Origin of the sequence: Halomonas sp. E19 (genome assembly GCF_052439355.1) — a bacterium.
Taxonomy (GTDB): Bacteria; Pseudomonadota; Gammaproteobacteria; order Pseudomonadales; family Halomonadaceae; genus Halomonas.
In genome coordinates, this window is record NZ_JBNFWU010000002.1 from 84,644 (window position 1) to 111,619 (window position 26,976).

The 26,976-nt window shown below is 62.7% G+C and carries 33 protein-coding genes and 1 pseudogene; 30 read left to right on the top strand and 4 right to left on the bottom strand.

What is annotated here, in order from left to right; translation table 11 throughout:
• The first annotated feature begins 2 nt into the window (after positions 1–2).
• Genes ACUDAL_RS19700 through traN form a run of 3 tightly spaced genes read left to right on the top strand, consistent with a single transcriptional unit; the run spans position 3 to position 3,312 of the window.
• Entirely contained in the window at positions 3–509 is a 507-nt protein-coding gene (locus tag ACUDAL_RS19700; protein WP_444679548.1) for a DUF2726 domain-containing protein, read from the top strand.
• Positions 506–1,252, top strand: a complete 747-nt coding sequence (locus ACUDAL_RS19705) for a hypothetical protein (protein ID WP_444679549.1) — start codon at positions 506–508, stop codon at positions 1,250–1,252. Before ACUDAL_RS19700 ends, ACUDAL_RS19705 begins: the two co-directional genes overlap by 4 nt.
• On the top strand, positions 1,249–3,312 hold the full coding sequence (traN, locus tag ACUDAL_RS19710) for a conjugal transfer mating pair stabilization protein TraN (protein WP_444679550.1): 2,064 nt from the start codon (positions 1,249–1,251) through the stop codon (positions 3,310–3,312). Before ACUDAL_RS19705 ends, traN begins: the two co-directional genes overlap by 4 nt.
• A 58-nt stretch (positions 3,313–3,370) precedes the next feature.
• Here traN and ACUDAL_RS19715 read toward each other — a convergent pair whose 3' ends face one another.
• From ACUDAL_RS19715 to ACUDAL_RS19725, 3 genes are all read right to left on the bottom strand, one after another.
• The gene (locus tag ACUDAL_RS19715) at positions 3,371–4,186 is read right to left on the bottom strand and encodes a hypothetical protein (RefSeq protein WP_444679551.1); all 816 of its coding nucleotides are present in this window, start codon (positions 4,184–4,186) and stop codon (positions 3,371–3,373) included.
• 216 nt (positions 4,187–4,402) lie between these two features.
• On the bottom strand, positions 4,403–4,798 hold the full coding sequence (locus ACUDAL_RS19720; RefSeq protein ID WP_444679552.1) for a hypothetical protein: 396 nt from the start codon (positions 4,796–4,798) through the stop codon (positions 4,403–4,405).
• Positions 4,756–5,046: a hypothetical protein gene (locus tag ACUDAL_RS19725; protein ID WP_444679553.1), complete on the bottom strand. Its 291-nt coding sequence runs from the start codon at positions 5,044–5,046 to the stop codon at positions 4,756–4,758. The genes ACUDAL_RS19720 and ACUDAL_RS19725 overlap by 43 nt, the downstream gene beginning before the upstream one ends.
• Before the next feature lie 695 nt (positions 5,047–5,741).
• Between ACUDAL_RS19725 and ACUDAL_RS19730 the strand changes: the two genes are divergently transcribed.
• The 6 genes and pseudogenes from ACUDAL_RS19730 to ACUDAL_RS19755 form a co-directional block, all read left to right on the top strand.
• Positions 5,742–6,137: a hypothetical protein gene (locus ACUDAL_RS19730; protein ID WP_444679554.1), complete on the top strand. Its 396-nt coding sequence runs from the start codon at positions 5,742–5,744 to the stop codon at positions 6,135–6,137.
• A 246-nt stretch (positions 6,138–6,383) separates the two neighbouring features.
• Complete coding sequence (locus ACUDAL_RS19735) at positions 6,384–6,584, top strand: hypothetical protein (protein WP_421414753.1); 201 nt, start codon at positions 6,384–6,386, stop codon at positions 6,582–6,584.
• A gap of 280 nt (positions 6,585–6,864) precedes the next feature.
• Positions 6,865–8,049, top strand: coding sequence for an AAA family ATPase (locus ACUDAL_RS19740; protein ID WP_444679555.1), 1,185 nt, complete (start codon positions 6,865–6,867; stop codon positions 8,047–8,049).
• 69 nt (positions 8,050–8,118) lie between these two features.
• A complete protein-coding gene (locus ACUDAL_RS19745; RefSeq protein WP_444679556.1) occupies positions 8,119–8,652 on the top strand; it encodes a hypothetical protein in 534 nt (177 codons plus the stop codon).
• A 112-nt stretch (positions 8,653–8,764) separates the two neighbouring features.
• The gene (gene bet, locus ACUDAL_RS19750; RefSeq protein ID WP_444679557.1) at positions 8,765–9,802 is read left to right on the top strand and encodes a phage recombination protein Bet; all 1,038 of its coding nucleotides are present in this window, start codon (positions 8,765–8,767) and stop codon (positions 9,800–9,802) included.
• Positions 9,803–9,869: 67 nt separating this feature from the next.
• A pseudogene (locus tag ACUDAL_RS19755) lies at positions 9,870–10,252 on the top strand (lambda-exonuclease family protein); the annotation flags it as partial.
• Here ACUDAL_RS19755 and ACUDAL_RS19760 read toward each other — a convergent pair.
• Positions 10,178–10,441, bottom strand: a complete 264-nt coding sequence (locus tag ACUDAL_RS19760; RefSeq protein WP_444679710.1) for a hypothetical protein — start codon at positions 10,439–10,441, stop codon at positions 10,178–10,180. The pseudogene ACUDAL_RS19755 and the gene ACUDAL_RS19760 sit on opposite strands and share 75 nt — an antisense overlap.
• A gap of 50 nt (positions 10,442–10,491) precedes the next feature.
• Between ACUDAL_RS19760 and ACUDAL_RS19765 the strand changes: the two genes are divergently transcribed.
• The 21 genes from ACUDAL_RS19765 (at position 10,492) to ACUDAL_RS19865 (ending at position 26,913) form a co-directional block, all read left to right on the top strand.
• Positions 10,492–10,881, top strand: a complete 390-nt coding sequence (locus ACUDAL_RS19765) for a hypothetical protein (RefSeq protein WP_444679711.1) — start codon at positions 10,492–10,494, stop codon at positions 10,879–10,881.
• 225 nt (positions 10,882–11,106) lie between these two features.
• Positions 11,107–12,519 carry a DUF3150 domain-containing protein gene (locus ACUDAL_RS19770; RefSeq protein WP_444679558.1) on the top strand — a complete coding sequence of 471 codons (1,413 nt, stop codon included), beginning with the start codon at positions 11,107–11,109 and terminating at the stop codon, positions 12,517–12,519.
• Between the two features lie 110 nt (positions 12,520–12,629).
• Positions 12,630–13,283 (top strand): hypothetical protein, encoded by a 654-nt coding sequence (locus ACUDAL_RS19775; RefSeq protein ID WP_444679559.1) that lies wholly within the window; start codon positions 12,630–12,632, stop codon positions 13,281–13,283.
• A 64-nt stretch (positions 13,284–13,347) separates the two neighbouring features.
• Positions 13,348–13,905 carry a hypothetical protein gene (locus ACUDAL_RS19780; RefSeq protein WP_444679560.1) on the top strand — a complete coding sequence of 186 codons (558 nt, stop codon included), beginning with the start codon at positions 13,348–13,350 and terminating at the stop codon, positions 13,903–13,905.
• Positions 13,860–15,305, top strand: a complete 1,446-nt coding sequence (locus tag ACUDAL_RS19785) for a VWA domain-containing protein (protein ID WP_444679561.1) — start codon at positions 13,860–13,862, stop codon at positions 15,303–15,305. Before ACUDAL_RS19780 ends, ACUDAL_RS19785 begins: the two co-directional genes overlap by 46 nt.
• Positions 15,306–15,652: 347 nt before the next feature.
• On the top strand, positions 15,653–16,156 hold the full coding sequence (locus ACUDAL_RS19790) for a hypothetical protein (RefSeq protein ID WP_444679562.1): 504 nt from the start codon (positions 15,653–15,655) through the stop codon (positions 16,154–16,156).
• Entirely contained in the window at positions 16,120–16,254 is a 135-nt protein-coding gene (locus ACUDAL_RS19795; RefSeq protein WP_444679563.1) for a hypothetical protein, read from the top strand. The genes ACUDAL_RS19790 and ACUDAL_RS19795 overlap by 37 nt, the downstream gene beginning before the upstream one ends.
• A gap of 71 nt (positions 16,255–16,325) precedes the next feature.
• Entirely contained in the window at positions 16,326–16,829 is a 504-nt protein-coding gene (locus tag ACUDAL_RS19800) for a hypothetical protein (protein ID WP_444679564.1), read from the top strand.
• Positions 16,810–17,136 (top strand): hypothetical protein, encoded by a 327-nt coding sequence (locus tag ACUDAL_RS19805; RefSeq protein WP_444679565.1) that lies wholly within the window; start codon positions 16,810–16,812, stop codon positions 17,134–17,136. The genes ACUDAL_RS19800 and ACUDAL_RS19805 overlap by 20 nt, the downstream gene beginning before the upstream one ends.
• Before the next feature lie 669 nt (positions 17,137–17,805).
• Positions 17,806–18,012, top strand: a complete 207-nt coding sequence (locus ACUDAL_RS19810; protein ID WP_444679566.1) for a hypothetical protein — start codon at positions 17,806–17,808, stop codon at positions 18,010–18,012.
• A 222-nt stretch (positions 18,013–18,234) separates the two neighbouring features.
• Positions 18,235–18,603 (top strand): hypothetical protein, encoded by a 369-nt coding sequence (locus tag ACUDAL_RS19815; RefSeq protein WP_110284698.1) that lies wholly within the window; start codon positions 18,235–18,237, stop codon positions 18,601–18,603.
• A gap of 98 nt (positions 18,604–18,701) precedes the next feature.
• Positions 18,702–19,298 (top strand): hypothetical protein, encoded by a 597-nt coding sequence (locus ACUDAL_RS19820; RefSeq protein ID WP_444679567.1) that lies wholly within the window; start codon positions 18,702–18,704, stop codon positions 19,296–19,298.
• A 78-nt stretch (positions 19,299–19,376) separates the two neighbouring features.
• On the top strand, positions 19,377–20,099 hold the full coding sequence (locus ACUDAL_RS19825; RefSeq protein ID WP_444679568.1) for a hypothetical protein: 723 nt from the start codon (positions 19,377–19,379) through the stop codon (positions 20,097–20,099).
• Positions 20,100–20,194: 95 nt separating this feature from the next.
• Positions 20,195–20,650 (top strand): hypothetical protein, encoded by a 456-nt coding sequence (locus ACUDAL_RS19830; protein WP_444679569.1) that lies wholly within the window; start codon positions 20,195–20,197, stop codon positions 20,648–20,650.
• A gap of 127 nt (positions 20,651–20,777) precedes the next feature.
• The gene (locus tag ACUDAL_RS19835) at positions 20,778–21,101 is read left to right on the top strand and encodes a hypothetical protein (RefSeq protein ID WP_444679570.1); all 324 of its coding nucleotides are present in this window, start codon (positions 20,778–20,780) and stop codon (positions 21,099–21,101) included.
• A 670-nt stretch (positions 21,102–21,771) separates the two neighbouring features.
• Positions 21,772–22,581 (top strand): hypothetical protein, encoded by an 810-nt coding sequence (locus tag ACUDAL_RS19840; protein WP_444679571.1) that lies wholly within the window; start codon positions 21,772–21,774, stop codon positions 22,579–22,581.
• Positions 22,582–22,927: 346 nt separating this feature from the next.
• Positions 22,928–23,380: a hypothetical protein gene (locus tag ACUDAL_RS19845; RefSeq protein WP_444679572.1), complete on the top strand. Its 453-nt coding sequence runs from the start codon at positions 22,928–22,930 to the stop codon at positions 23,378–23,380.
• Positions 23,381–23,474: 94 nt separating this feature from the next.
• Positions 23,475–24,626 carry a hypothetical protein gene (locus ACUDAL_RS19850; RefSeq protein WP_444679573.1) on the top strand — a complete coding sequence of 384 codons (1,152 nt, stop codon included), beginning with the start codon at positions 23,475–23,477 and terminating at the stop codon, positions 24,624–24,626.
• 379 nt (positions 24,627–25,005) lie between these two features.
• A complete protein-coding gene (locus ACUDAL_RS19855; protein ID WP_444679574.1) occupies positions 25,006–25,491 on the top strand; it encodes a DUF5983 family protein in 486 nt (161 codons plus the stop codon).
• A 92-nt stretch (positions 25,492–25,583) separates the two neighbouring features.
• Positions 25,584–25,856: a hypothetical protein gene (locus ACUDAL_RS19860; RefSeq protein ID WP_444679575.1), complete on the top strand. Its 273-nt coding sequence runs from the start codon at positions 25,584–25,586 to the stop codon at positions 25,854–25,856.
• A 133-nt stretch (positions 25,857–25,989) separates the two neighbouring features.
• On the top strand, positions 25,990–26,913 hold the full coding sequence (locus tag ACUDAL_RS19865) for a hypothetical protein (RefSeq protein WP_444679576.1): 924 nt from the start codon (positions 25,990–25,992) through the stop codon (positions 26,911–26,913).
• The last annotated feature ends 63 nt before the right edge of the window (positions 26,914–26,976 follow it).

Below are 26,976 nucleotides of genomic sequence, written 5' to 3' on the forward strand. Positions count from 1 at the left end.
GTATGACAGAGCTCTGGATCGCTGGCGGGCTGCTCGTCGCCGTTGTGCTGGGGGTTGCCGGTTGGCGAACGAGATATCCCTACAAGGCTCAGAAACGGCTGTTCACCAATGCCGAGTGGCGTTTCTACCAGCATCTGGAACGGGCGATCGGCGGCAGCCACCTGGTCATGGCCAAGGTGCGCATCGCCGATGTACTGACAGTACATGGTCGCAAGTCCCAGACCCGAGGGTGGTGGCGTGCCTTCACGCGTATCAGCTCCAAGCATATCGACTTCATCATCTGCGATCGTGACAACGGCACCATCCTCTGCGGTATTGAACTGGACGACCGTTCTCACTTCCGTGGGGACCGCCGGCGCCGTGATCGCTTTGTCAACGGCGCCTTTGAGAAAGCCGGTTTGCCTCTTCTCAGGTATCCCGTCCAGCGCCGTGGCTATGACATCCACGGGCTGAGGCGTTCTGTCCTTCAGGCCATCGCTGCGGCTCGCCCTCAAGGAGGTATCGCATGACCCGCCACGGAATGTTCTATCGTGCCATTGCTTGGATGATGGTCATGCTGATGTGCTACATGCCGGTGGCGGCATTCGCGCAATCAGTCGGCAACCTCCCAACTCCCGCCGATACCGCTCGACAAGCCAACGAGGGGCAGGGCTTCGGTGAAACCATAGCCCCGAGCGACATCGGCAGCTTCGACAACGGCAAGGTCACATTCCCGGGCGGTGGGGACATTTCTCTCAACGAGCTTTTTCCGGATGCCCAGAGCGAGGAGGGTGGAAGCTCGAACTTCCCGCACTCGCAGCCAGAGAGCAACCTCAAGTCCGAGGCGTCATCGGACCCGGGCCTGAATGCTATTGGTGGAACAGCGCTTTCCGGCATGCGTTCCGAGGTCACCCGCCCTGGCGGGCCTACCTCCATACAGGGCATGGCCTATGAGGTCATCCATAAGGCCGGCGAGCAGTCCCGTCCGGACTTCTCCAATGACCCCATGCTCAACTCCAGTCGGGACACCTACGACAACATCGACCTGATCACGGAGGGGTTCGCTGACTGCAGCGTCGACGAGCAGATGAAGGAGTCCTCGTTCGAGGCGCACGTCCCTGATTACTACCAGTGCACACGTCGCAACAAGCCGGAAGGCGATTGCACCATCACCCACCATATCGAGATCGACACTGAGCCCACGGACCTGGTGTTCATCATTGACCGTTCGGCATCGATGGATGCCGAGATCGCGGCGCTGCGCGAGGGGTGAGCAACTTCGCCACCCTGCTTAGCCAGGGGCGTAGCGCCAACCTGCGTGTCGGTGGCGTTGCCATGCGCAACGACAACCACCTGACCATGCACCGCAAGCTGACCTACGACATCAATGCCTTCCAGCGCTGGATCAATGGCATTGGTACCGAGGGCGGTCAGACCAGCTCCTGGAACGTGATCAACTGGACAGCCCAGAACTTCAACTGGCGCTCCGATCCAGAGGTCCACAAGGTCATCGTCATCATCGGTAACGACGACGACTGGGGGAGCACGTCGCCGGCCGTGCAGAACCTGATGGCCAAGGGTATCGATCTCTTCGTGTTCCACAACAACTACAAGAAGAGCTGGTACGGCACTCATGTCGATGACACCTTCGACAGCCGTACCTTCATGCGGCTCGCCCAGTTCTTTACGGTGGTTTATGACTACTGGGCTCCGGATGGCTGTATCGACGATGCCGTTGCGACTCTGGAAGAGTTCTGTGATGGCTCCTACTCCCAATACCCGGCGAACCCTCGGAACTGCGTCGACATCGATGGTTTCTATGTCTGCCCAGGAGATCCGATCTACAAGCAGCTGACAGCGCCGCCGATCCCCAATGTTGATCGCCTGGCGGCTCGTGTCGATGTGACGCCCCTGACCTGCGATTACGACCAGGGCACCGAGACCTGCTGGACTGACCAGTATGGTGACACTCAGTGCGTCTCCAGCGGTGAGGCCATCGAGGAGTGCGCACAGTACGAGAATGACCCCCAGTGCGGCTTCGTGAAGTCCGAGTGCGTCGATGGTGCTGAGGGATCGAAGGGTACCTGCTACGTTCACGACGAGACATGGGACTGCGGCGAGAGCTACGAAATCCCCACCCTGGAGAAGGAAGGCGAATATACCTGCGCGGGCCCGATCCGCTGCATGGGTAGCGAGTGTTTCGACTTCCAGCCTGAGCAGAGCCAGGACTTCGCCCGGGCCACGGCCATGATGAATGCGGCCAACAACATGGTCTCCGACATGACCTGCGCCGAGGGGCAGACCGGCCAGGCCTGCACAGTCTTCAAGGGCGATGCCGGCGAGTGCAAGAAGGCCGTCGGTGGAGTGGTGGACTGCTGCGAAAAGCCGTCTGGGGTATCCCTCAAGGACTACCTTACCTTGATCATGGCGGTGCCCAAGATCGACTCGGCCATCATGGGTTTGGAAGACGGCAGCTCGTTCAGTGCCATGAAAGGGGCCTACCAGCTGCTGCGCGATCCGGCCGTGGATAGCTGGTCCACGGTGACCCAGCCCTTTACCTCTCGCCTGGATAGCGTGACAGGTGCCTTCGACACCATGAAAGGCACGGTACAGGATGCCATCCTCGATGCCGTACAGCCGCTCAAGGAAAAGGTCGCCGAGATGACCGGCAAGACTCTGACCAATGCGGCAACATCTGCGGGTGGCAGCGGAGGCGGTGCAGCGGTTGGTGGTGAGGCCGCCACGTCATTCAGCGAGCAGCTCCTCGGCGCCCAGGGCGCCAGCTTCCTCAGCATGGCCATGACCGCCTACCAGATCTACGTCGTGACCATGCTGGTGATCCAGCTGATCTGGAAATGTGAGGAGGAAGAGTTCGAGATGAACGCCAAGCGCCAGCTCAAGTCGGCCCACTACGTCGGCTCCTACTGCAAGACGAAGGTCCTTGGGGCGTGCATCGAGAAGCGCGAGGTCTACTGCACCTTCAACTCTCCTCTGTCGCGCATCATGCAGCAGCAGGTTCGCAGCCAGTTGGGCATGAGCTGGGGTAGCCCGGAAAGCCCCAATTGCGGCGGTATCCCCATCGCCAGCTTGGATCAGGTCAACTGGGACAACGTGAACCTCGATGAATGGCTCGGTATCCTTCAGTCCAACGGGCTTTACAAGGGCACCATGGACTTCGACCTGGAGTCGATCACCGGCACGGGCTCACACCTCGACATCGATGCCAATCGCAACGATGCCATCGATCGGACCCTGGGCCGCTTCGAGGATACCGACCTCGACGAGTTCCGGGCCAACGCTCGCGATGAGCTGAGAATCGAAAACAGTCGCTGATGCAAAGGGGCCGGTCGCCATCGGCGGCCGGCCCCTGTGGGTCAAATTGGGATCGAGCTTATGCTCGCTTGATGAACAGCTCCGGCTCACCCTTTTCGAGGATCATCGGCGGCTGGTCGTCCTCCGGTGACAGGTAGAGGAAGAACCACTCCGGCATGTGTTCGGAGATCTTCACCGCCAATGGCAGTTTGGCCATAGTGGCGTCCTCGTTGGGCAGGAAGAAGAAGCGCATGGATTTCTGGTGGTCCGTGGCGGGGTAGGAGTAGACCTGGCCTTGCACGTTGCTGGCCTCGGGGGCTGCAATTGTCCTCTCGCCTCGCTCTGGAATCTGCAGTGAGACGTAGCAACCGTACGCCTTGGCATCGTCACCACTCTTGATCCGCTCATACCCGTAGCAGCCGTTTTCCTCGTCGACTACTGCAATGCTCATTGCAGTGCGGCCGTGGGCTGCTGGGTGGCGAAGATCATTGCCTTCGTGTTCGATGGTGTAGCCCAGCTCCTCTGCAGCCTGCTGCACAGCCTGGTAGAAGCTGTCCCGCAGCAACTCGTTCGCTTCCTCCCGAGACGCCGCTTCGCTGGTGGGAACGAAGGCAAAGGCGCTGTCCTGCTCCATGTGCCCCGGTGCGGCAAACAGTGCGCCAGCAAGCCCCAGGCCCAGTGAGGCTCCACCGGACAGCCCCAGGCCCGCGGAGCTGTTGAATAGAGCTGCGTCGCTGAATGCGTTGGTGATGTTGGTCATCGCCGAGCTGTATTCATCGTCCCCGAGGGCGGTATCACGCGCCTTGTGCAGACCACCTGCCTGCGCCAGGTTGTAGGCGCGGCTGTTGTCCTCGCTGTACCTAGCGGTCGTGGTGGTGGTGGCACAGCCGGCCATGGTGGTCGCCAGCAGGGCAATCCCGGTTAGCTTGGTGAGAGTCTTCATCGTCCTGTCCCCTTGTTTCTGCCCCGGCGGGGCGTGTTGGTGTCGTCTTCTGGTTCCATTCTACTGATCGACGCGATTACGCAAGCCCTCGATATGGGCAAATAACCAGGCCCAAAAAGCCCCTGCGACCACGGTGGGCGAGGGGCTATGAAGCGTCGTGACGGGCTATCAGGTGCTCGACGCCACTTCGGCAGTGGCCTTGGTGGCATCGTCAGCCTTCTCCCCATCCTTGTCGGCCTTGGTGGCGGAGGCCTTCTTGGCGCCGGCGGCGGGCTTGTCCGCTGCCTTGGCATCTTCCTCGTCGTCGATGTCGCCATCCACCTCGCTGTCATGGCGATACGGCGCGGCGGCGTCCACCTCCTCGTGCTTGCCCTGGTTATGGGCGGCCACGCGGGCACGCTTCTCGACCCCGATGATGCGGGAGGCCAGGCGGTTGAGCAGCTGCTGCCACTCCAGCCCGGCCTGGGTACGCTGCTTGCTGGTCAGCAGGCCATGCAGCCACAGGCTGTCGATCTTGGCCATCAGGCTGTCGAGCTTGCGCACAAGCCGCAGGAACTGGGCCACCTGGGGGAGGTGATCTCGACGTCGAGGCTGATGGGGTTGGTGTAGCTGGGTACGTCCTGGATCTCATGCTGCGTGAACAGGACATCCATCTGCTGGATCTTCTCCTCCAGCTGCTCGTCAGCCTTGGCGATGTGGCCCTGGACGATCTGGGACACTTCGTCGACCTGCTCGCGGACGCCGATGATCTGCAGGATCACGTCCAGAGAGAACAGGCTGTAGCTGACCCGAGTCAGGGAGCGCTCGACCACGCGCTGCGCCTGCAAGGTGTAGACGGTGAGGTTCTGCTTGAAGACCGGACGCGAGTAGACCGGCTTCGGCTCGGACTTCTGGGACTTCCCCGGGTGGGGGCGGTGGTTTGAGCGGCGGCCTGAGCGCTGGGGCTCTGAGCGACGGCGGTGTCAGTCATGGCGAATCCATCCATAGTGACAGGTTTTTGGTAAACGCCCCGTCACCATACCTCCGTGTCAACTCCCGCCCCCTGTCGGGAAACGCCCTTTAAGGGCACGACGAGAGGGGTGTCACCCCGGGAATGATGGTTTATATTGGGGGTGTTAAGTCGCTCTGCGGCTTGCACCTGAAGGTAGCGCTGGCCTTCCCAAACAATCAGCAATTTTCCCCGCCACGTTCTGTGGCACCTCTCGCTCCGGCGAGACCCCTGCGATGATGCTGCTTGCAGCTTTGTCGTGTCCCGTGGAGTCGTGCGCCCTGCGTTCACCTCCCGGCGGCCCGTTGTTCAGGCCGTTACCCCCATGGTTCGCTCAGCACCCCTCAGTCATCTGACTGTGGCGCTGTTGTGTCCGCTACCTGCTCGTTCTCGCTTCGGTGAGTTCGTTCCGGTGCATCCTTGCCAGACCCTCGGACTCGTCTGAGGTCATTACCTACCCACTAGGGAGGCCCACTCCCTATATGGGAGTGCCCTCTGCCAATTGATGAGGAATCTCTCATGAGCAACGTTGAAGCTTTCACCCTGCAAATCCTGATCGGTGGTCTGATCCTGTGTGCAGCCATCCTGTGGCTCACCGTCAAACTGCTGGTCAAGACGGCACGACAGGCCATCCCTGTCATTGCCAAGGGCATTGCTAAGTCGACCCCGGCCGTTTATGCCGGAGTCTCCAAGGGCGTCGTCACCGCAGCCTCTGCGGCTCGTCGCTCCGGGGTTCACCACACGGTAGCTAACGCTGCCAATGTGGCGTCTCTTCGCTGTGTCGCTTCTCTGCAGGCCCTGGCCTGCCAGAAGAAGCAGCAGTCTGAGGAAGCAGCACCTGTCGATCTCGGCAGCTGCTGGGACCAGTACGATGCTCCCGCCTACCAGCGGAAGGGTGTTGTGCTGTCCTTCTGATGCATGTTTGACCCACGCCGGGACACTTCTCCCGGCAGGGGGCGGTGTCCTCCCAACCTGGAGATCGCCCTCATGGATCAACTGCCGACGCTGCTGTTCGGTATCAGCATCGCATCTCTGGCCTGCGCTGCCTTCAGCTACGCCTGGGCAACCGCGGACTGACCTCTGGCCTCTGGCCTTTTCAACCCTCACGGGGAGCACCTCCCGTGATGGGGAGTGCTCCCTGCCTTGCTTGGAGCACTTCCCATGGAACGCTTGACTCGTATCTACGTAGAAATGGACATCCTTACCTGGCTCGCCATGAGCAGCATTCTGATGCTGCTGGTCGGTGCGGTCTTGGTATGGGTGGCTCGCCTCGCGGCTCGGAAAATCTCCTACGCCCTCTGGGAGCGTCGGATTCGTCGCGTCCAGAACGGCCGCCGTGAGCCGATTCTGCGCAGATCTTGAAGAGAAGGACACAGAGGGGGCATCGCCCCTCTGCTGTTCCCTCGCGACACCGGCCCATGCGGGCCCGATGGTCGTATGCCCAAGCGGTGTTGTGCCGTCGTAACAGCACCCCTCGGACATCCGATTCTCGTGATGCTTCGGCATCGCAGAAGGAGGTAGCGCTGGCCTCCCGAAACAATCAGCAACTTTCGTCTGACCTTACCTGCCCTTGCCGGGAGCCCACTCCCGCAAGGGGATGGGTGTCTCTCGGCTCAAGGCCAACTTGACTGGAGATCTACCCATGACCGTTTCAGCCCCTTACCAGGAGTTCCCCGTTGCCACCACGTTTGGCCTCGAAGTTCCGGCCAAGGTGATGGCGCTCGGCTTTGCCGATGCCAGCAACCCGCATATCCCCGCCAAGAGCGACGGCTATGCGTTCCGCCGAGTGTTCCTTCGGGAGCTCTTGGCCTTCCTGCGAGACCCGTCCGGTGACGCGCTGTATGTCACTGGCCCGACGGGTTCAGGCAAGACCTCCGGGATCTGCGAAGTGGCCGCCAGGCTCAACTGGCCGGTCCAGCAGGTGACCTGCCACGGCCGGATGGAAGTGACGGATCTCATCGGTCATCACACCCTGATGTCCCGTGTCCCTGGAGAGACGCCTGTCATGACCTTCCAGCACGGCCCCCTCGCGGTGGCCATGCGTGAAGGGCACATCCTCCTCCTGAACGAGGTGGACATGATGGACCCCGGCGAGTTGTCCGGCCTCAACGACGTGCTGGAAGGGCGGCCCCTGGTCATCCCCCAGAACGCCGGCGAGGTCATCAAGCCTCACCCGATGTTCCGGGTGGTGGTGACCGGCAACTCGGTCGGCAATGGTGACGCCACGGGCCTGTACCAGGGCATCGCCATGCAGAACCTGGCTGCCATGGACCGCTACCGCATCGTGGAAGTGGACTATGCCAAGCCGGAGGTGGAAGCCAAGATCCTCGCCGCTGTGGCGGGGCGGCTGCCCGAGAACCTTCGTGATCGCATGATCAGCGTTGCCAATGAAATCCGTCGCCTGTTCAAGGGCGAGGAGGGCATGGGTGGCGAAATCGCTATCACGATGTCGACTCGGACACTGGTTCGCTGGGCCAAGCTCTCGATCCGGTTCCACAAGGCGGTCAATCCCCAAGGGAGCGCAACGCGCTGGCCTATGCCCTTGATCAAGCCCTGCTGCGCCGGGCACGCCCTGAGGAGAAGGAGGCCATCGTTCGCATCGCGAGCGATACCTTCGGCGACCAATGGGTGGACGGCGATCAGGGGGACGATTAAGGCCCTGGCCTGCCCTCGGTACACGCTGGGCACTTCGGTGCCCGGCGTGGCCTTCCACCCAGGCTTCCGGCCTGAACGTGTGTCCCGGAAGTGCTGGGTGTCTCACGACCCCTGGCACCGAGGCCATTCTTCCCATCTCATCACCGCCGCGATCCAAGTGGGCAGGTGGTAAACGCAGATGACGTGAGGTTGATATGAGTGACGTTGCACAGGAAATGAATGCCCAGCCGGGCATGGCAGAGTGGAGCTGGCTGCTGTTTCCCCCAAGGATCAGTCAACTATTCCGCTCAGGAAGGGGTTCATTCGCGGTGTGTTCGTTGAGGCAGCCAAGCGGCTGGGCTTCAAACACGGCGAGGATGCCCCTAACGTTGAAAAAAACGATGCTGACGGGTATCTCCCCAACGTCCTGATGGACACCGGTGCGGCCCGTATCGTTGTGGATCGCAAGATGCAGGTCAACGAAGTGAACCCCGACACCCTCGAGGGAGGCGGGTCGTTCACAGCAGTAGCCGGCCACAAGCCGTTCCTGATGCTGTTGTACCTGCAGAAGCGGTGGCGCGAGGAGTTCAATACCAGCGAGGGCGACACGATCGAGATCTGCGATGGGCAGCTTGATCTGATCAACTTCACCAACTGGGAATCCCTCCAGCCGTTCATCGAGAGGTTCGAGTTCGATGCACCATCCATGCGCGTGGACGCTGAGGCCCTGGGCCTGGTGGTGCCCATGCTGGATTACGATGCCATCGGCTGCACCGAGATGGACGCTTACTTCTAACCAACGGCTCCGGCCGTGACCTGCTAGCCGCTACCACCCGGTAGCGGCTCCCCTGGGGGACACCACGCCCCTCGGGGCGTGGTATCTCCGCTTTCTGCATGAGGAGACTGCCATGAGCAATGCAACTGTCCACCAGCATCCCGCCGCTCAGAACGAGAAGCGGAAGCTGCTGACCCGTTTCGCCGAGCGATTCGAGATCGAAGAAAAGGTCCTGCTGGACACGCTGAAGACCACGGTCTTCAAGCAGCGTGATGGCTCAGCCCCGACCAACGAGCAGATGGTGATGCTCATGATCGTGGCCGACCAGTACCAGCTGAACCCCTTCACGAAGGAAATCTACGCCTTCCCTGACCAGCAGAACGGCATCGTGCCAGTGGTTGGGGTCGACGGTTGGGCACGCATCATCAACAACCACCCCCAGTACGCGGGGATGGAGTTCGTCTATTCCGACGAGATGGTGAGGATGCCCGGCGCCAAGGTAGATGGCCATGTGTGGATCGAGTGCGTGATGTACCGCAAGGACATCGACCGCCCGATCCGGGTCCGCGAATACCTCGACGAGGTGTACCGCGAACCCTTCGTGAAGAATGGCTACACCAAGAACGGGCCGTGGCAGACGCACATCAAACGGTTTCATCGCCACAAGGCGATGATCCAGTGCTCTCGCCTGGCCTTTGGCTTCACGGGGATCTACGACAACGACGAGGCAGAACGCATCGTTGGCGGCGAGGTCGACGTGACCCAACAGGGTAGTCATAGCTTCCAGCGCCCCCAGGGCAGCGAGCAGGACGAGGCCCCGCTTCGTGAGCTCACTGATCCTGAGAAGGCAGCGATCGAGCCCATGCTCCAGAAGGCCATCCAGCGTTCCCAGCAGTTGAACAACTGGACGCCGGCAGAGCAGTGGGTAAGGGAGAGCTTCCCGAGTGCCGAGCAGAAGGCGTATGCCCTGTCTCGCCTCGAGCAGGCCAAGGCCGCCACCCAGGCGGATCAACCTCCCCAGGAACCCCAAGACGCCACGGCGCGGCAGGGTTCTGCCACACCGGAACAGCAAGCGGCACCTGCTGAACCGGCCAAGCACCACGCCCCTGGTCACGATGAGTTCCCTCGTCCCGAGGATCGCTTCGATGATGAGGATGGCGTTGGTTTCTGACCCCGCCCCGGGTGGAGCTCCCGCCTGACGGCGGGGCTCTGCCCTCTGATCCAGAGAGGAGGGCTACATGAAGATCGTCGATCTGACCCAAGGCGATGACGCCTGGTTGGCATGGCGGAAGGGCGGTATCACCGCCACCGACGCGGCCATCCTGCTGGACCGCTCGCCCTACAAGACGCGCTGGCGCTTGTGGGCCGAGAAGTCCGGCTTCGCCCGGGAAGTCGATCTCAGCCTCAATCCTCTGGTTCGCCGGGGAGAGAGAACGAGGCGCTTGCCCGCAAGGCGTACGAGGAGCATGCCGACGACATCGTGTTCCCGGTCTGTGTCGAGTCATCCGTGCACCCTCTGATGAGGGCCTCACTGGACGGCTTGAACTCAGCCAACGAACCGGTGGAGTTGAAGTGCCCCAGCGACAAGGTGTGGGCCGAAGTGATGGCCGACGGCCGGCAGAGCCGAGCGTTCAAGCTCTACTACTGCCAGGTCCAGCACCAGATTTTGGTGACAGGGGCCAAGCGTGGCTGGCTGGTGTTCTGGCATCAGCAGCATGGCCTTGAGGTCTTCGAGATCCAGCTGAACGAGCTCCTGCTCAGGAAGCTGATCCAGGCTGCCGCCGAGTTCTGGCGGCAGGTGCTCGACCACAAGGAGCCACCCAAGGACCCGGAGCGCGACCTGTTCATCCCCGAGGGGACGTGGCGAAGGAGTGGATCTACGCCGCGGAGCAGTATCGCTCTTATCAGACGGAGCTGGATGAGCTCGAGGCACGCATCAAGGTGCTCAAGGGCCATCAGGCACCGCATCTGGACCGTCTCAAGGAGTTGATGGGGGAATACTTCTACGCCGACTACGCCGGCGTGATGGTGACCCGCTACAAGGCCAAGGGACGTATCAACTACTCCCGGCTGCTCAACGAGCAAGCCGGCAACCTCCAGGAGGGTGATGTAGAGCAGTACCGGAGCCCGCCGTCAGAGCGCTACCGTGTCACCGTCACGGAGTCGCTGGCGCCACGTAACATCGTCGATGAAGAGGCGCTCGCGCCACTTGACGAGGCAATAGAAGACGTGGACTCTTGTTTCTGGTAACTTCAAGGAAGGGGCGAGCAATGCTCGCCTTTTTCCAGAACCGCTTCGCCGCTGAGGCGATTCTGGAAAAAGGTTTCCTCTCCTCTGGAGAGCGAAAAACGTGGTAGCGCTGGCCACGTTCAACTAAACAATCAGCAATATACCTTCCATGACCTAGCCCATCGGGTGCCACCACCCGACAGGGCAGGTGCATCTGGTGGGCTTCTTTCGTTAAGGAGCACCACCATGATCTCTCCCTCTACTACCACTACCGCGTCTCAGATCCAGCATCTGGACCAGGTGTGCGTGATCCATGCCGACTTCGATATCTGGAGCGGCCAAACCCGTCTTGATCCGAAGGACCTGAAGTTGGGTGTCGGAGGTGAAATTCCTCCGGAGAAGCTGGCGCTGTTGGGTAGCAAGAAGATCTGCGACCCCGCTCGCCTCAAGGGCTTCTCTCGACTCAAGACCAAGGCTCGCCGCGTGCTGGCGCACTATGGCTTGCCTTTCATGAGCGGATGGGCGGTACCGGCCGAGCGGCTGGATACCATCATGAAGCAGCTCGACCAGATCAAGGACGAGTTCGAGGAGGTCCGCCAGACCTTCCTGACGCAGTACGACACCGCCGTTGAGGCGTGGATTGCCGACAACCCGGGCTACGAGGACATCATCCGCGCAGGCGCGATGCCCCGTAGCGTGGTAGAGAAGCGGATCGGGTTCGATTACGCGGTCTACCACATCCGGCCCGCCGGCGCTGCCTCTGAGCAACAGCTCGGCCGGCAGGTGGAAAGCCTTGGCAATGATCTCTTCTCGGAGATCGTCAAGGAGGCCAACACCTTCTACGAAGAGAAGCTTCGCGGTGCGTCAGAACTGCTGACATCCACGCGGCCGACCCTTCAGAAGCTGTACGACAAGGTGGATGGCCTGTCCTTCCTCAACGCAGCGTTCGACCCGCTTGCCCGTCTGCTGAACGAGACGATCAAGGGGTACGCGACGTATGCCTCTGGAGGTCGCATCCTGGCGCCCTACCTGTACCAGGTGGTGGCGGCAGTGTTGATCTGCTGTGACCGGCAAAAGATCGAGGGCTATGCCAACGGCACCGTCCAGGTGCAGGACATGGCGCCTGATCCCAGCAGCCTCGCTGCAGACCAGGCTCCGGCCCCGTCTGCTGCCGATGTTGCACCGGCCACCACGGCTACCGAGCCGACCCCCGAACCGTCTGCCCCCGACGTTGCTGGCGCTGATGCTCAGCCCCAGTCGCCGGACCAGCCGGCACAGGGTTCAAGCCCGGTGGAAACGCCGCAACAGGCGGAGTCGCCAAGCTCGCATCGCGCCAGCGATGAGAAGGAGGTGGCGTCCGAGGCTCCCGCCCAGGAGGCAGAGCCCACCATGCCTGTGACGGAAGCCGAGCCGGCGCTGGATGCCTCACCTGAGGCGCTCCAGGCGTCGATGGATCGCTTCTTCGCTGATTTCGAGACCGACGATTCCCCTGCGCCCGACGCAGAGGAGGAAGCGGTCGAGAGCAGCGCAGTCGCGCTCCCCACGCCGGCCCCGGCGCCTGTCCAGCCAGCTGCACCGGCCATGCCGATGCAGGCGGCTCCCGCTCCTGAACCGGTCCCGGTCCCGGAGCTGGATGATGACGACGACTGGGCCTGGTAAGGCCCGCTCACGCGCCACCTTCGGGTGGCGCAGTCATCACCTTTCTTGCCACCCAGGCGGGGCGTCGTTCCCGCCTGGGGACGTGGCCTCGCACGCCTTGGAGACGTGCCATGCGCTACGTGCACTACTACACCCAGAAGGCCTCTGTTCCCGAGGAGCAGTGGGCCGACTTCAAGAGCAAGCTGAAACTCGCCTTCAACAACCTCCCGGACAGCTCGACCAGTGCCGGAGGGTTCTACAAGGACCGCCCGTTGGTTCTGTGCTCCGGCACGGGGCAGCAGGGGGTCCAGGAGGCAGACAAGCTGTTCGTCACCGGGCAGGGGGATGACTTCGAGGGTGAGGCCGTCTGGATCAACGGGTCCCGGCTGCTGGACCTCGATGCCGAAACCTTCATCCTGCCCAACGTGCTCGACCCCGATAACCAGGAGTGGATGCACTGCAATACCGAGTGCAAGCCCTACGACTGGTTCGTGGTCACCGCACTGATCCTCATCCACCACGAAGCCCCGGGCTGTTTCGAGATCTCCTCGGACGGTGGCAGGGAGCACTGGGAACCGGTCATTCGCTGGCTGGTCCCGGTCGTGGGGCGTGTGTTGTCGCTGCCTCCGGCAGTGGATGGCATCGGGAAGCGGTACTACCCCGATGATCAGAGTGCTTTCGACAAATTCGGAAGCGCCCTGGCAGAAGAGCCGGAGCCGAAGCCCCGGCCGGTCGTCGATCCGTTCGAGAACCGGCTGGTCGGCATTCCGAGCTTCTATTTCTAAACCCTTGAGGGGCACCACACCCTCCGGGGGTGGTCTGTCCCGCCTTTGATGCAGGAGCACCACCATGAAACCCATGAAGCGACGCACTATCGAGAATGCCCTTCCCATCGTGGCTGCCGCCTACGGGCGCAAGTTCGGCGTGAAGGTCAAGATCGGTCAGGACATGGCGTACACCGATGGCAAGAGCATCGTGGTACCCAACATTCCTGAAGACTGGCCCCACAAGGATGCCCTGTGGGGTTACCTGGCGCATGAGGCGGCCCACATCCGGTTCACCGACTTCTCGGTGGACATGGGCAAGGGGACGCTGAAGCACCTGCTCAACATCGTCGAGGATGCCCGGATCGAGCGCGAGATGATCGCGATCTATCCCGGCACCGCCCGTTCCCTGAACGAGGTGGCGCGGTACATGGCGGCAGCAGGCCATTACCAGATCCCCAACGATGACTCCCCGGCGGCCTCCATCCTGGAGGGTTTCTGTCTCTACCACCTGCAATGCCGCGTGGTGGGGCAGGACGCCATCTCGGACATCCTCGAGGCCACCCGCGTGGTGTTCGAGAGGAAGTTCCCGAGGGGGTGCAAGTACGGCTCCATGCGCTTCTGCGCAAGGTGCCGGCCCTGAGCAACACGGCTGATGCGATGGACCTGGCCCGTGAAATCCTGAAGATGATTCAGGAGGAAGCGGAGAAGGAACGCCAGCAACAGCAGCAGGGCGATCAAGGTGATTCGCAGCAGGCACAGCAACATGCCGGCGGCGGTGATCCTGATGACAGTGCTTCCCAGGGCTCTGGGTCACCCGGTCAGGATGATCAGGGTGATCAGGATGACGGCGACGACAGCCAGAAGGCCGGCGGTAACGGCCAGCAGGGTGACGACGCCGATGACCAGGATGGTCAGGCTGGGAAGGGCGGTGACGATGCCTCTCAGGGTGACGACGCTTCGCAACAGCGAGGTGCTGGCGCCGGTGAGGGGGATGGTGATGATGCGAACGGCCAACAGGCCTCTGGCGATGACCAGGGGCAGGGCGGTCAAGCGGACGCCTCGAAAGGGGATGATGCGAGTTCGCAGCCGGCAGGCAGCCGCGGCGCCGGGGCAAAGGATGCCCCATCTGGCGACGATGCTGCTCAGGTCTTGCAGCAGGTGCTTGCGGCAGGAGACGGCGACCACATCGGCGATGCTCATCAGTCGCTCCGTGAGGAGCTGGATGGTGTCGCACGACGTGGTGGAGATGCGAGTTACCGGACCGTGCGGGAAGCAACCGACATCATCTCTCGAGATGCTGCCGGGAATGCGCTGCGCGATGAGGTGAAGCGCACCACCAGTCGTATCCGCACGCAGCTGCAGGGGATGGTGCAGGCCAGCCAACGGGTGGCCCGGCGCACCGTTCGCCACGGCAAGCGGGTCGATGCCAGTCGTCTTCATCGCCTGCAGTCCGGCGATACCCGAGTGTTCCAGCGCAACACGACCAAGCGGCGTCCGAACACCGCGGTCCACCTCCTGGTGGATGCCAGCGGATCGATGAACCGTCAGGCCGACTGTGGCGATCGCATGTACCAGGTGGCCAGCAAGGCGGCCATGGCGATCGGCATGGCGCTGGAGGCGATCAACGGGGTCAACCCGGCGGTCACCTACTTCGGGGGCGATGGACACCAGCCGGTGTTCAGCGCTGTGCGACATGGTGAGAGGGTGGCGCCCAACGCGGGAAAGTTCACCTTCGCGCCGACCGGCACCACGCCCATGGCAGAAGCGCTCTGGTACTCCGCCTTCGAGCTGGTTCAGACGAAGGAGGAGCGCAAGATGCTGATCATCGTGACGGACGGCGACCCGGATGACCCGGAAGCCACCCAGGCGGTGATCGATCTTTGCACCGCCAGCGGCGTGGAGGTCATCGGCATCGGTGTCGTGTCCGGTGCCATCGCGAGGTTCGTCTCGAACCACGTGGTGATCGACCAGGTCGAGGACTTGCAGAAGACCCTGTTCCGGCTGATGGAGCAGACCCTGACGGCAGAATTGGCTGCCTGATGGGTGTTCCGCCCTAGTGGCGATCAGGCTGTCTCCCGCGCAAGCGGGGGCAGCCTCTCTTTTCACGCGCCCTTGAGGGGCACGTCGGCAGGGTGTCATCAGGTCGACGACGCGCTAGAGTCATGATGTCTTTGGTTGCCCTTGCCGGTTGTCGAGAGCCGGCAACGGCAACCCCAGATTCACTCTCCTCTTGGAGAGAGATCAGTGGAAGCGCTGGCCACTGTCAAAACAATCAGCATTTTCCCAACCCACTGCGGGCGCCAGCTGGCGCTCGAGCAGTTCCCAGCCTGGCGGGCACCTTCCCGTCAGGGAGGGCGTGCGCCTGGCCACAACCAAGGAGCACACCCATGTCCGCTTTCACCCCCGCCCCGACGCTCGTCCATGGTGCACTGACGCCGTTCCCGATCATGTGCCTGACTGTCGGCGCGGCAACGCTGCTGGAGGTCGTCGATCAGTACGAGGTGCTGGATAACCTCTTCGGCCCCTCGGAAGGTCTGGTGGTCGATTTCGTGGCGTCAGGAGAGGACGAGGCCAGCGAGCTGGCAGAACTCGTCGGCTACCCCGGCGCTCCGAGCGATCTTCAAGGTCACTGGCTGGTGCTGGAATGCGCCATGCCACACTGCGAGACCGAGCTGGAGACCCTGGCCTACGCCAGTGCCATCGCCCCCTTGGCCTCGTTCGAGAGCTACGGCCGCAAGATGTCCCCCGGGAAGCCATTGAGCTTTTCGAGACTGGCATCAAGGGGCTGCCCCTGCTGGTCAAGGCTGGGATGCTCTCAGGCGCCATCGGCGAGGCTGAGCGTACCTACGCGGCCATGCAGCACGTCCTGGGCCTGGCCGAGGATGCGCTGAAGACCGATAAGCGTGACGACGGCAACCGTGCACAGCATGGGACCCTGTCGGCGCGTCTCGAGGCGTTCCTGGTGGAGCGCCACAACAAGGCGGCGTGATCGCTGCTTGACCCCCGGAGGGCCCTACCCTTCGGGGTAGGCCTCTTCGCATTTCGATGAAGGAGAGTCCCATGACCAAGCAAGACTATGTTCCCCGCCCGCAGCTGTGCGAGGCCGTGGCGCTAGGCATCCCCGCCGATCGCCTCGAGGCCCTCCAAGAGCACTTCGAGGTTTATACCTCCAGTGACACGAAGGAGATAATCCTCGACATGAGCGCGATCGGTGTCGAGCGGATGGCTGAGCTGGAAGAGGCCCTGGGCTTCGATGCTGCCGTCCTCGGGTCGGGCCTGGTGAATCTGTGGGCCGAGTCCCCGCAGCCACTCCAGCCCTATGCGGTGCTCTACCGTGACCCCGAGCAGTCCGTGCTCGACCCGCCCGCCATGTTCCGCTGCCTGGCGGAAGATGCCGACCATGCGGAGGAGCAGTGCCTGTTCGACAATCCCGACGCAGACGTTGTCTGGCTCGTGGATGTTCATGATCCGGCAAAGTCGGATCTCGAGGTCATCGAGCATGCCCTGATGATGTACTACACAGCCGATATCGGAGGAGGCCTTGATGTCGCTGCTAACCAATGAGCACCTTGCCCTGGGAAGGGTAAAGCGCATGGGCGTGGAGGCGGCCCGAGTACGTCTCGACCGACTCTGCGCCGATGCCGAGGCCCGCATGCAGCAGGCCCTGGAGAATGCGCCCATCGGTGCGGTGCCGAGCGGGTATACCCTGCTGAACTACATGAGCGATGCCGAGCTGGTGCTTCGCCACGAGCTCATCCTCGGGCTCTCTCTCTGCACCGATGAACAGCAGGAGGCCTCGCGCCGAGTGTCCGCCCGCCTGATGGCGCGGCGCCAGCAACGCCAGAGCCTACGGTCCCGCCGCCAGGCCTGAGCGTTCCAGCACACGACTTGTGTGCTCCACCCACCCTGACGGGGACTTCCCCGTCAGGGGCGGCCTCCGAGCAGGTAACCGAGAGGAGGCCGGTTATGGCGACTGACCCGATGTTGGGCAAGCTGGTGCCCGCCTGTGGCGGTGCAGAGCAGCCCTTCACAGTGAAAGGTCGGCGTTGGCTCTACTGCTGGCACCCCAGCTCGGGGCGTCACGCCTACCTGGATGTCGATAATGATCGCGTGGTCTGGAACCGGAGCTTTCATCCGGTGACGGCACCACATCTCGAGTTCGAGGAGGAGGCCATGCCACCCCTCGACCTGCACCACGGGTCGAGCCTGAGCCTGACCCGTTCTACTGGTAGCCCGCCGGGCTGCTGGATTACCCCCACGGGGCCACGCGCCCCTGGGGGAGCTGTGGCCCTTCTTCATGAAAGGAGGCTGTCATGGCTGCCAAGCGTCGTATTCGCGTGCTACGCGAGGAGGTCCAGCTTTCCTGGACCTGAGTGCCCCGGCACCCGATGAGCGGTCATCACCGCCATCGGCCCGGGTCGTCCCGTTCCCTAAGCCAGTCGCGGTACCCGACGTACCGGCAACGCCAAAAGAGCCCGAGGCTCGACAGGCTGCGCCACTCGTCGAGGAAAAACCGTTCTGGTCGGAGCAGGACATCCGAGTGCTCCGCGAAGAGCTGCTGCACCACACCCTGCATCAGCTGGGTGACCCCCGCGTGACCGAGGCCACCAAGGCTGAGATCAGGCTGTGGGTGGCGTCAGACGAAGTGGGACCTTTCTCCTTCGCCGTCTGCGCGGGTGCCTGTGGCTATGACCACGAGGACCTTCGCGAGCGTCTCCACGACCTGCTGGATCTTATCCGGTCGTGATGCGAAAGTAGCCAGGAGGGGGCATTGCCCCCTCCCGGCTTTCCCCGCTGCCTCTGGCTGTTCCGCATGCGGAACAGGGGTACCGAGGAAAGCCGAGATTCACTCTCCTCTGGAGAGCGAACAGTGGAAGCGCTGGCCACTGTCAAAATAATCAGCATTTTTCCCACCCTCACCGGGGTACTGCCCCGGACAGGGGCGTGCCTCGTCTCAATGGAGACGCTTATGTATTCCCGCACGACCCCTCACTCGATGCAGCAGCTGGTGCTTTGCCCAGCGCAGCCTGCACCGCATGTCCTGCGCATCACCTTCGCCGAGAACGACGAGCTGTGGTGCTACGAGATCCTGCGAACCCCGCCCTCCGGGCTCAGCAGTCATCGGCTCACCGAGTGGATCGATGACCTGACCTACGCGCTCAATGCACGGCATCGCGTCGCATTGGCCAGGGAAGCCAGCGCCAAGCTCTATCAATCGGTAGAGGAGCGCCAGGTCCACGCGGCATGGCTACATGCGCATGCCGATGCCTTGACCCGCGAGGCCAAGCTGGCTCGCACCCTGGCCACTCGCCTGGGTGCGGCATGCGAGGCGGCGTAACGTCGGCACGCCGACGCTGATCAGTACATTTTCTCCCCTATCGGGGCCGCGTCCCCGATACCGGGGCCGGCTCCTGTCTTCACGAAAGGAGCACGATGATGAAATCCAACCAGAACTCTCTCGCACAGCGGGTAATGGCCCCTGGTGGGTATGCGGTGACGCCTGACCTTGCCGAGGCACTGAATTGGGCTCGGAAAAGCGTCGCCTGTTTCATGGAGAGCACCGATGAGGCGCGTATCGACAACTACCTAGGGGCGCGTATGGCGGTCAGCAAGCTGGTCTTCAGCTCGCGTGCCGTACAGCTTCTCGAAGGTGTTGAGGTGCCTGTACCGGATGACCTTGTGTCTTGGGGTGGCCCCGATCCGTCCTCGACATGGCAACAGGTGCAGACCTGGTGCAGTTGGCGCCTTGGTAACTTTGCCGGGGTGACCTACCCCGAGTGGCAAGCAGCACTGTCCGCCACCGACGGCCTGACGCGGCTGGCGGGGCTGATGGCGCTGATTGATGAGCTGCCGGAGGAGATGTTGGACCTCAAGCAGTTCGACGGTGACCACAGCGGAATCGAGACGCTTCGCAAGGCGATGCGTCGAGAGGCCGTGTCACTGGTGGCAAGTGAGCAGCATCTCGTGCACATCCTGGAGCTCTGGGATGCCGCGGTGACCGCTCTTCCGGGTGACGACGCGATCGCGGCGTAACCCTCACAACGTTTGTTCCCCACGGGGGCTGTCTTGGCCCCTGGGGTCATGCGGCCCTCGCTATCCCAGGAGAATCGCATGAACCATCAAACGCCTCACCGTGTTGTCGTGACCGTGACCGAGACCCGCACCTATGAGCGTGTCCTCGAGATCTCCGACGAACAGTACGACGCCCTGTGCGTTCGTGACACCGATGATCAGCTGATGGAGCTGATGGACGGGGTTCAGCCGCAGTGCTGCATCTCGGACACCTCCATCAACCTGGTCTCTCCCCTGTGTCCGTTGACGCCGGTCGATGATTCGCCGGTCGAGGCGACACTGACCTTGCTGATGGAAGGCGGGGTCATCCAGAACATGTCGGCGGACAAGCCGCTGCGTGTCTTGGTGGCCGATCTCGATCTGGACGAGGACAGCCTTGCCGAATACCGCGAACCCGCAGACGGGACAGTGGTCATCGGCGATGCCCTTGTCACCGATCATCGCCCCCAGGTAACTCGGGAGGCGGTGAGCAGCGAAGTGCTGGCCTACCGTGTCGCCATGAAGCATGGCGGTGCGGTAGTCGATGCCCTGGAGAAGCTTGGCCTTTCGGAAACCGAGCTCGCTCGGGAGCTGGAGGCCTCCGCCGCTCGAGGCGCCTTGCACCACTGGCAGGGAATGGACCTGGAGAAGCCCGCCGTGCGCCAGCTACTGGTGGACGAGCTTCTGCAGGTGGCCATGTCGCTTCCGGTCCAGGAGGGATTGGACTGGAAAGACGTGTGGCGTGAACTGGAGCAGGCCAACCGCGCCTCCGCGGCGGCGTAGCCCCAGGAGCTGGACCTTGCATCATCATTCAACCCGACAGGGGGACGCTCTCCCTGTCGGGGGAGGTCTCCCGTGCACCGCAATGGAGATCCACCATGACGATGTCATCACGCAACACCGAGCCTCAGCAGGCTGATCATCCCCACTACGCCTGGCTGCGTGAGCAGCTGGACGAAGCACGGCGGGACGGGGATCAAGGCCTGATTCTGCTGCTCTCCGATGGGCTCGAGTTTGCCCAGGCATGCAATGCCGCCTGGCACCGCATCCTCGAGGCCGCCCAGGGCAACCTGGTCGGCATGGAGGTCGTCGACAAGACGCTGTCTCGTTACGCCGCCATCCTGCAGGACGCCTCGGAGCCGGGTCGGTTTCGGGCACAGTTCTTCGATGCCAATGGCTTCAGTGGCCATGCCACCTACGACACGCCGGAAGATGTCCTCGAGCGCCTCGTCCAAGACGGGTATCGGGAGCCGGCAGCAGGCGCCATGAATACGCTGAGCCAGACGCGAGAATGGTCCTGGGGACCCTCATGGCCCATCTCATTGCCAAGGTGAACGCTGGCAAAATGACCTACCGCGAGATGCAGGACGAAATGCACGCGGCAGACGCCAGACTCACCTGACCCAACAGGGGCTCCTCCGCCGGCCGGCGGCGGGGCTCCTGCCTACCATGGAGAATCCCATGTCTTACATGACGAACGTACCGCCACAACCTGCCGTAGAGGATCACTCCTACGGGCTCTACGAGGTGACCCTCCCGGGGTTCGATGGCGGCACCGATCAGACCGATGACCTCGTGCTCTGGATGGTGCTGTCCGACGAAGAGGCGGTGGCCATCAAGCGGATGTGCTGCTGGACGCCCAACGCCTTCGGCAAGATGCCGGGCATCGAGCTCGACGCTGCTGGCATTGACTTCGATACCCGCAAGCCTGGGCAATGGGACGCCCTGAAGGAACGGCTGTCACCGGCGCGACTCGAGCGTGACCGGCTGGCGCAGGCAGTGTGACGCCTGCGACCTATCGGTAAAACTACGGTACTACGGAAATATCAATGTACCGTAGTTGCTGCCTAGCCCTCGCGAGGGGCTTTCCCTTCCGGGGCGGCCGTCGCCGGCCCTGAGCGGAAAGCCAAGTTTCTCTCTCCACTGGAGAGTGATCAGTGGAAGCGCTGGCCACTGTCAAAACAATCAGCATTTTACCCAACCCACTGCGGGCGCCAGCTGGCGCTTGAGCAGTACCCCAGCCTGGCGGGCGACCTTCCCGTCAGGGATGGCGTGCGCCTGGCGATCACCATGGAGCACGACCATGACCACAACGCATCGAGACGACCACGCATCGGCCCAGGACCTTGAGACACTGAAAAGGCTCTGGAAGGCATTGGGGGAGACCCTGCGGATGCCGACGGCTGCCTGGAGGAGGCGTTTCAGCACTTCCCGGCAGGCACTCAGCGTGAGGAGGTCTGGCACTGGTTCGAGGCTCAGAACCCAGCGTTCTGCGTCGGCGAGCTGATGAATCCAGGCCAAGGCACCTGACCGAGTGATCGCTGCTCCCACCTCACCTGGGAGGCGGCTTGTCTTACCCATTGAACTGCCACCTCCCTGGAGGCAGTGACCTGCCTGGCGGGCGACCTTCCCGTCAGGGATGGCGTGCGCCTGGCTCCTACCAAGGAGTACATCCATGACTGCTGTGTATTTGACCGACCTCGACTGGGTAGGCATTGATGCCTTCGATCGTCCGGTGTGGAAGCGCGGATCGGACGGCCAGCATTTCTGTCTCGTCGACACGTTGCTTGATGACACGCCCCAGGCGCGTCACCAGGCAATGGAAGCGCTGATGCTCAACCCGTTCACTGAGCTCTATGCCAAGGGCGGGAAACGAGATGGCGAGCCGTCGCATCCCGTGGACTTCCGCCACCGTCCCTCGGCGCTTCGGTGTGTCTACGCACCGCAGGGGCAGGGGATGTTCTCTGCTGGCCGGACCTATGAGCTGCATCCGCCTATCCACACCGGCGTCCAGCCTCATGATCCCCGCAACGCAGAGGTCCATGACGATCTGGGCCATCCGCGGATGATCCGGCTTGAGCCGGATTTACCCAGAACCTTCCACACCGGAGTCTCCGCGCCCGGAGGGCGCAGCTTGCCGTGTTGGAGGAGGTGCGCCATGACGACTAAGTGGCACTACAACGTCATCGCCAGCGCCACTGCCAAGGCGCTGGCCCACCTGCCCGCCGCAGTGGGTGCCGAGACGGGGTGGCAGCCGGCGTCGAGCCTCACCAGAGCCAAGCGATCGGCCGCCAGCATTGCCCACGCCTTTGCCCAGCTTACGGGTGACATGGGGTTTGAGCCTTGCTGGCGCCGGGTCAGCCCGGATCGTTACGAAGCGTCCTCGTCGAGTGGCGAGGTACACGTGATCGTAGCGCGTGCCGGGTCCTGTGCCGGAGAAACCGACGCTACCCACGGGTTTCGCCGAGGTGTCGCCTCGAAATGAGACGGCCGAATCGGACCTGTGGCGTGACGTGACAGTGATCTCGATCGGCTTCACGCCCTTCGGGGTCACGACTAGCCAGTGGCACCCCCGCCCGGGGGTGCTATTGTCCCTTCAAGCCCTCGCGAGGGGCTTTCCCTTCTGGGGCGGTCGGTACCGGCCCTGAGCGGAAAGCCGAGTTTCTCTCTCCCTGGAGAGCGATCAGTGGAAGCGCTGGCCACTGCATAAACAATCAGCATTTTCCCAACCCACTGCGGGCGCCAGCTGGCGCTTGAGCAGTTCCCCAGCCTGGCGGGCGACCTTCCCGTCAGGGATGGCGTGCGCCTGGCGATCACAAAGGAGCACGACCATGATCAATGATCCCACCACCCTCGCGTTTCTGGCGGCTGGCTTCCTCGGCAGCGAACAGGCAGATGCTGCCAGCAAGCTTGGCTTGTCCCGAATCGATGTGGTTGAACGACTGACCGCTCTCGCCCCGGCCCTGGATGCCCTCTACGAGCAGCACGGGGAGGACTATGAAGGCTGCTTCGCCTACGACGTGGCGGAGCCGATGGGCGGTTGGTATGCCCTCTACATGGACGAGCATGGCCAGCTTCCCAACGAGGAGGAATTCCTCGAGGAGGGCTGCCGTTACCTCGGCCTTGAGCCACGCAGCCCGGAAGCCAAGGCACTCGATGCCATCCAGGCAGTGCTGAGTGGCCAAGAGTGGAACCCCGATCACCTGGACGCCGTGGCAGCGATCGTCCGCGGCACTGGCCGTGAGATCAAGGACTGCGACGACACCCTGGATGATGCCGCTTAACCCCCGACCCGCTCGGGTTACCCGCCGGCTGTGCCGGCTTCGGTGGTCCCCGCCCCTGGGCGGGGCCACTGCCCATGACCAAGGAGACATGACCATGTCCTTTTCCCAAGTGACCCTCTCGCAGGTAGAGCTTGATACCGTGCTGGCCGCCCTTCGCCTGTTCCAGGCCACACCCCGGAACCAGGTCCCGGAGGCCATCATGGAGATCGCCACGGACCACAGCGCCTCGGCGCTTCACCCCGAGGAGATCGACGAGCTCTGCGAGCGCCTGAACGTCTCCCCGGAGGAGCCGGCAGGTGCAGGGCAGGGCGACTACCACCTGGTGAGCTATGGCCACGGTGAGCATGGCGAGGAAAGCCTGGCGGTAGTGGATAGCCAGCAGTTGCCGATCCTTGAAGGATTGTGCGCTGACCAGTCCATGCCGTGCGGGGTGGTAGCCGCTGGGTTGAACGTCGCGCCCGACGGCCTGGAGCGCCTCCACGCGGGGCTGGATCACGCGGTGATCCAGCTGATCGGGATGCAGACGCTCTTCCGCTATGCCTGCGGTCGCTGTGACCACGCATGGACACAGCTGCTGACCGGCGAGCGCTGGCGCCAGCAGTGTCCCATCGAGGACTGTGAAGGTGAGGCCGTGGCGGCATCGCCCACCGATGCCGGTCTCGCGCCACCTGAGGGTGTGCGGGTCGAAGAGGTCCCCGCCTCAGGTGGTGACGGCGTTCGGTACCGCTGGGTCTCACCCTGTGGCGAGACAACGGGCCAACCCGAGCGCACCCTCGCCAGGCGCATTACGACGCCTGGGCGTGGTTCCTCAGGGCGGATGCCTACCCGGGCGTTGGTTGAGGCTGGCCGCACATTCCCGGCAGCGGTATGCTGGGGCTATTCGATGCACGTTCAAGCTCACCCCTCGGGGTGGGCTTTCCCCAGCGGGTTGGTGCTCAAGGCGCCAGCTCGATGCGGAAAGCCAAGTTTCTCTCTCCTCTGGAGAGCGATCAGTGGAAGCGCTGGCCACTGCATAAACAATCAGCATTTTCCCTTCCGGCAACGTTCGCCTGCGTGTGAACCGAGCTTCCCTCGATGCTTCGGCATCTTCCCCTTGTGGGCCATCGCGCCCATGAGGGTGCATGGCCCCATGAATCCTCATGGAGCTTTCTTATGTGTGATGACTTCAAGTGCCCGAAATGTGGCGCCACTGATGACTTCGAAATCACTGTCGAGGCGTTCGCCTCTGTCAGTGGTGATCAGGTAGTTGACCTGACGGCCGGTGAGAACGATTGGTATCCGGCAAGCAGCATTGCCTGCAGTGCCTGTCGTCACGCTGGTTTAGTCTGTGACTTCCTTGGCGACCGTGTCCCCGGAGAAGAACTTCCCCCTCCGGCTACGGCATCGAGTCGAACGGCAAGATGGGGCCTGAGCGTCTCTGGCGCTGGTTTCATCCCGCGCCGCACTGTGGCCATGGCAACTGGTTGCCGACGGACATCGAGGCTTGCGTCGATGCCCACTGCAACGCTGGCTGGCCGTGCCGCACGACTGAATAGCGTTACCCCAGGCTGCTGAATGGCAGCTTCCAACCCTATCGGGGCCCTCTCGCCCCTGGGGTGATGGCCTCTCTCGCAAGGAGAAAGACCATGTCTGCTGAAAACACCAACTGCCTGGAAGGAATGGCCTGTCCGGAGTGTGGTTACACCGAGCGCTTCAAGATCATTGCGCTCACCACGGCCACCATCGCCGATGATGGCTGTGAGGACCATGCCGATTTCGAGTATGACGAAAGTGCTCGTTGTGAATGCGTCGGCTGTGGCCATGTTGCCACGGTGGGCGCCTTCTACGGCCGGCCGCCTAAGCTTGCCTTCCCTGAGGAGCAACGCATGGCGGTGATCTCCACCGGGCATGTGACCGAGGAGGACAGCGAAGCGATACCTCGGCTGATCCGCAACGGCACCATCAACGGGATGACCCGCGAGCATGGCTGGATGATCTCTGTCAGCAGCAACGACGGCGATCTGCCCAGGCTCCACGCGATCCTGAACGCCGCTCGCGAGAGTGGCTTCCACTGGGTGCTGCTGGACTGTGACGGCGACACTGTCGATGGCCTCGAGGTCTTTGACTGGTAGCCGGGGCAGTCCCTTCCCCCTTGGTCCACTGATCTGCTACTGCCGCCCAGTCGCCCTTCGCGGCGGCCGGGCGGCTTCCAGGAGGCATATCCATGGCTCGCTATGTGATGAATGAACACGGCCATTTCTTCGTCGTTGAACTCTGCATCGATGAGGCAAAGCTGAGCGGCTGCGAGCTCTACGCCACCTACGACGACCTGATGGACGCAGTTTGCCGGCGTCACTCGCTGAGTCGAGAGGAAGTGGAGGCGTGTGAATACGTGGTGAAGGACACGAAAGATGGCCCGGCCATCTTCGAGGATCGAGGTTTCAGCGAACCGGTGACGGGTAGCGTCGAGGCCGCGATCAGTCAGTACATCATGTGATGTCAGAAAGCCGTCGTTCGATGATCACGAGCGACGGGCGATGACCCACAGTCCCGGCGATCGGGACTTTCCCCCGGGGGCACACCACGCCCTCGGGGGTGGTGTGCTCCTCTCTACCCGAAGGAGCAACACCATGACCAAGCCAATCGGTTTCTACGTGACCTTCCAGCGCTTCACCCCTGAGTCCATCGATATGGGCGACGCGGAGAGCCGCGGCTGGTGGGACAGAGGCAACTGGATGACCGATGACAAGCCGGAGGCACCCGCCTTCATCTTCGACCCTGTCCTCGACTTCGATGAAGACGAGCATCAGAGCGTCGATGACGCCGCGGTGCAATGGGCCGTCGACCGCCTCAAGCGGGAGGGCGCCACTCAACCGTCTTCCACGGAAGACCCGGAGTGGTGGTCCACCGAGTCAGAGGTGGAGGACTTCGGCACCGGCGCCACACTGGTTCGCAGCTTCCACTTCGAAGGGTTCACCCCGGAGCAGCAGGAGGCGATCAACCGGACGATGTTCGGACAGGACACCAAGCCGATGGCGACCCGCAAGGTCGAGATCACGCTGCGTGCCCTGACGGCCATGGAGTACACCGTCACAGTGGACGTGCCTGAAGATGCCGAAGATGAGGATCTCCAGGAGATCGCTCGGGAGCTCTACAGCAACACTGACGGCAGTGAGTTCCATGACGATGAGGTGACCTGGGACGAGGGCACGCACACCTGGCAGGAGGTCGACGACGATACGTCCGAGACCCAATCCAGCGTGCTGCACCTGACCTTCCGGATCACCGTGCCAGAGCCGGTGGAGGAAGACTTCGAGACCCTGATCAACGAGGCGGACTACACGGTCAGCCACGACCTGATCGAGGGAACGGAGATCACCGAGGTGGACGAGTCGTCACAGCGTGTCATCGTGGCGGCGTCCCTCCACCACACGGTAACGGAGCAGGGGGCCCAGGAGATCGCTCATGGGCTACACCACCTGTTCCAGGCTGCGGATGCGAGCCTCCAGTATGCATCGGAGCTCGTTGACGTGGACTTCCCGGCATGGGTCTGACCCTGTCCTGGTAGTGGCCTGCCAAGGGCACTACCCCATGGGGCCTTCGGCCCCCTCAACACC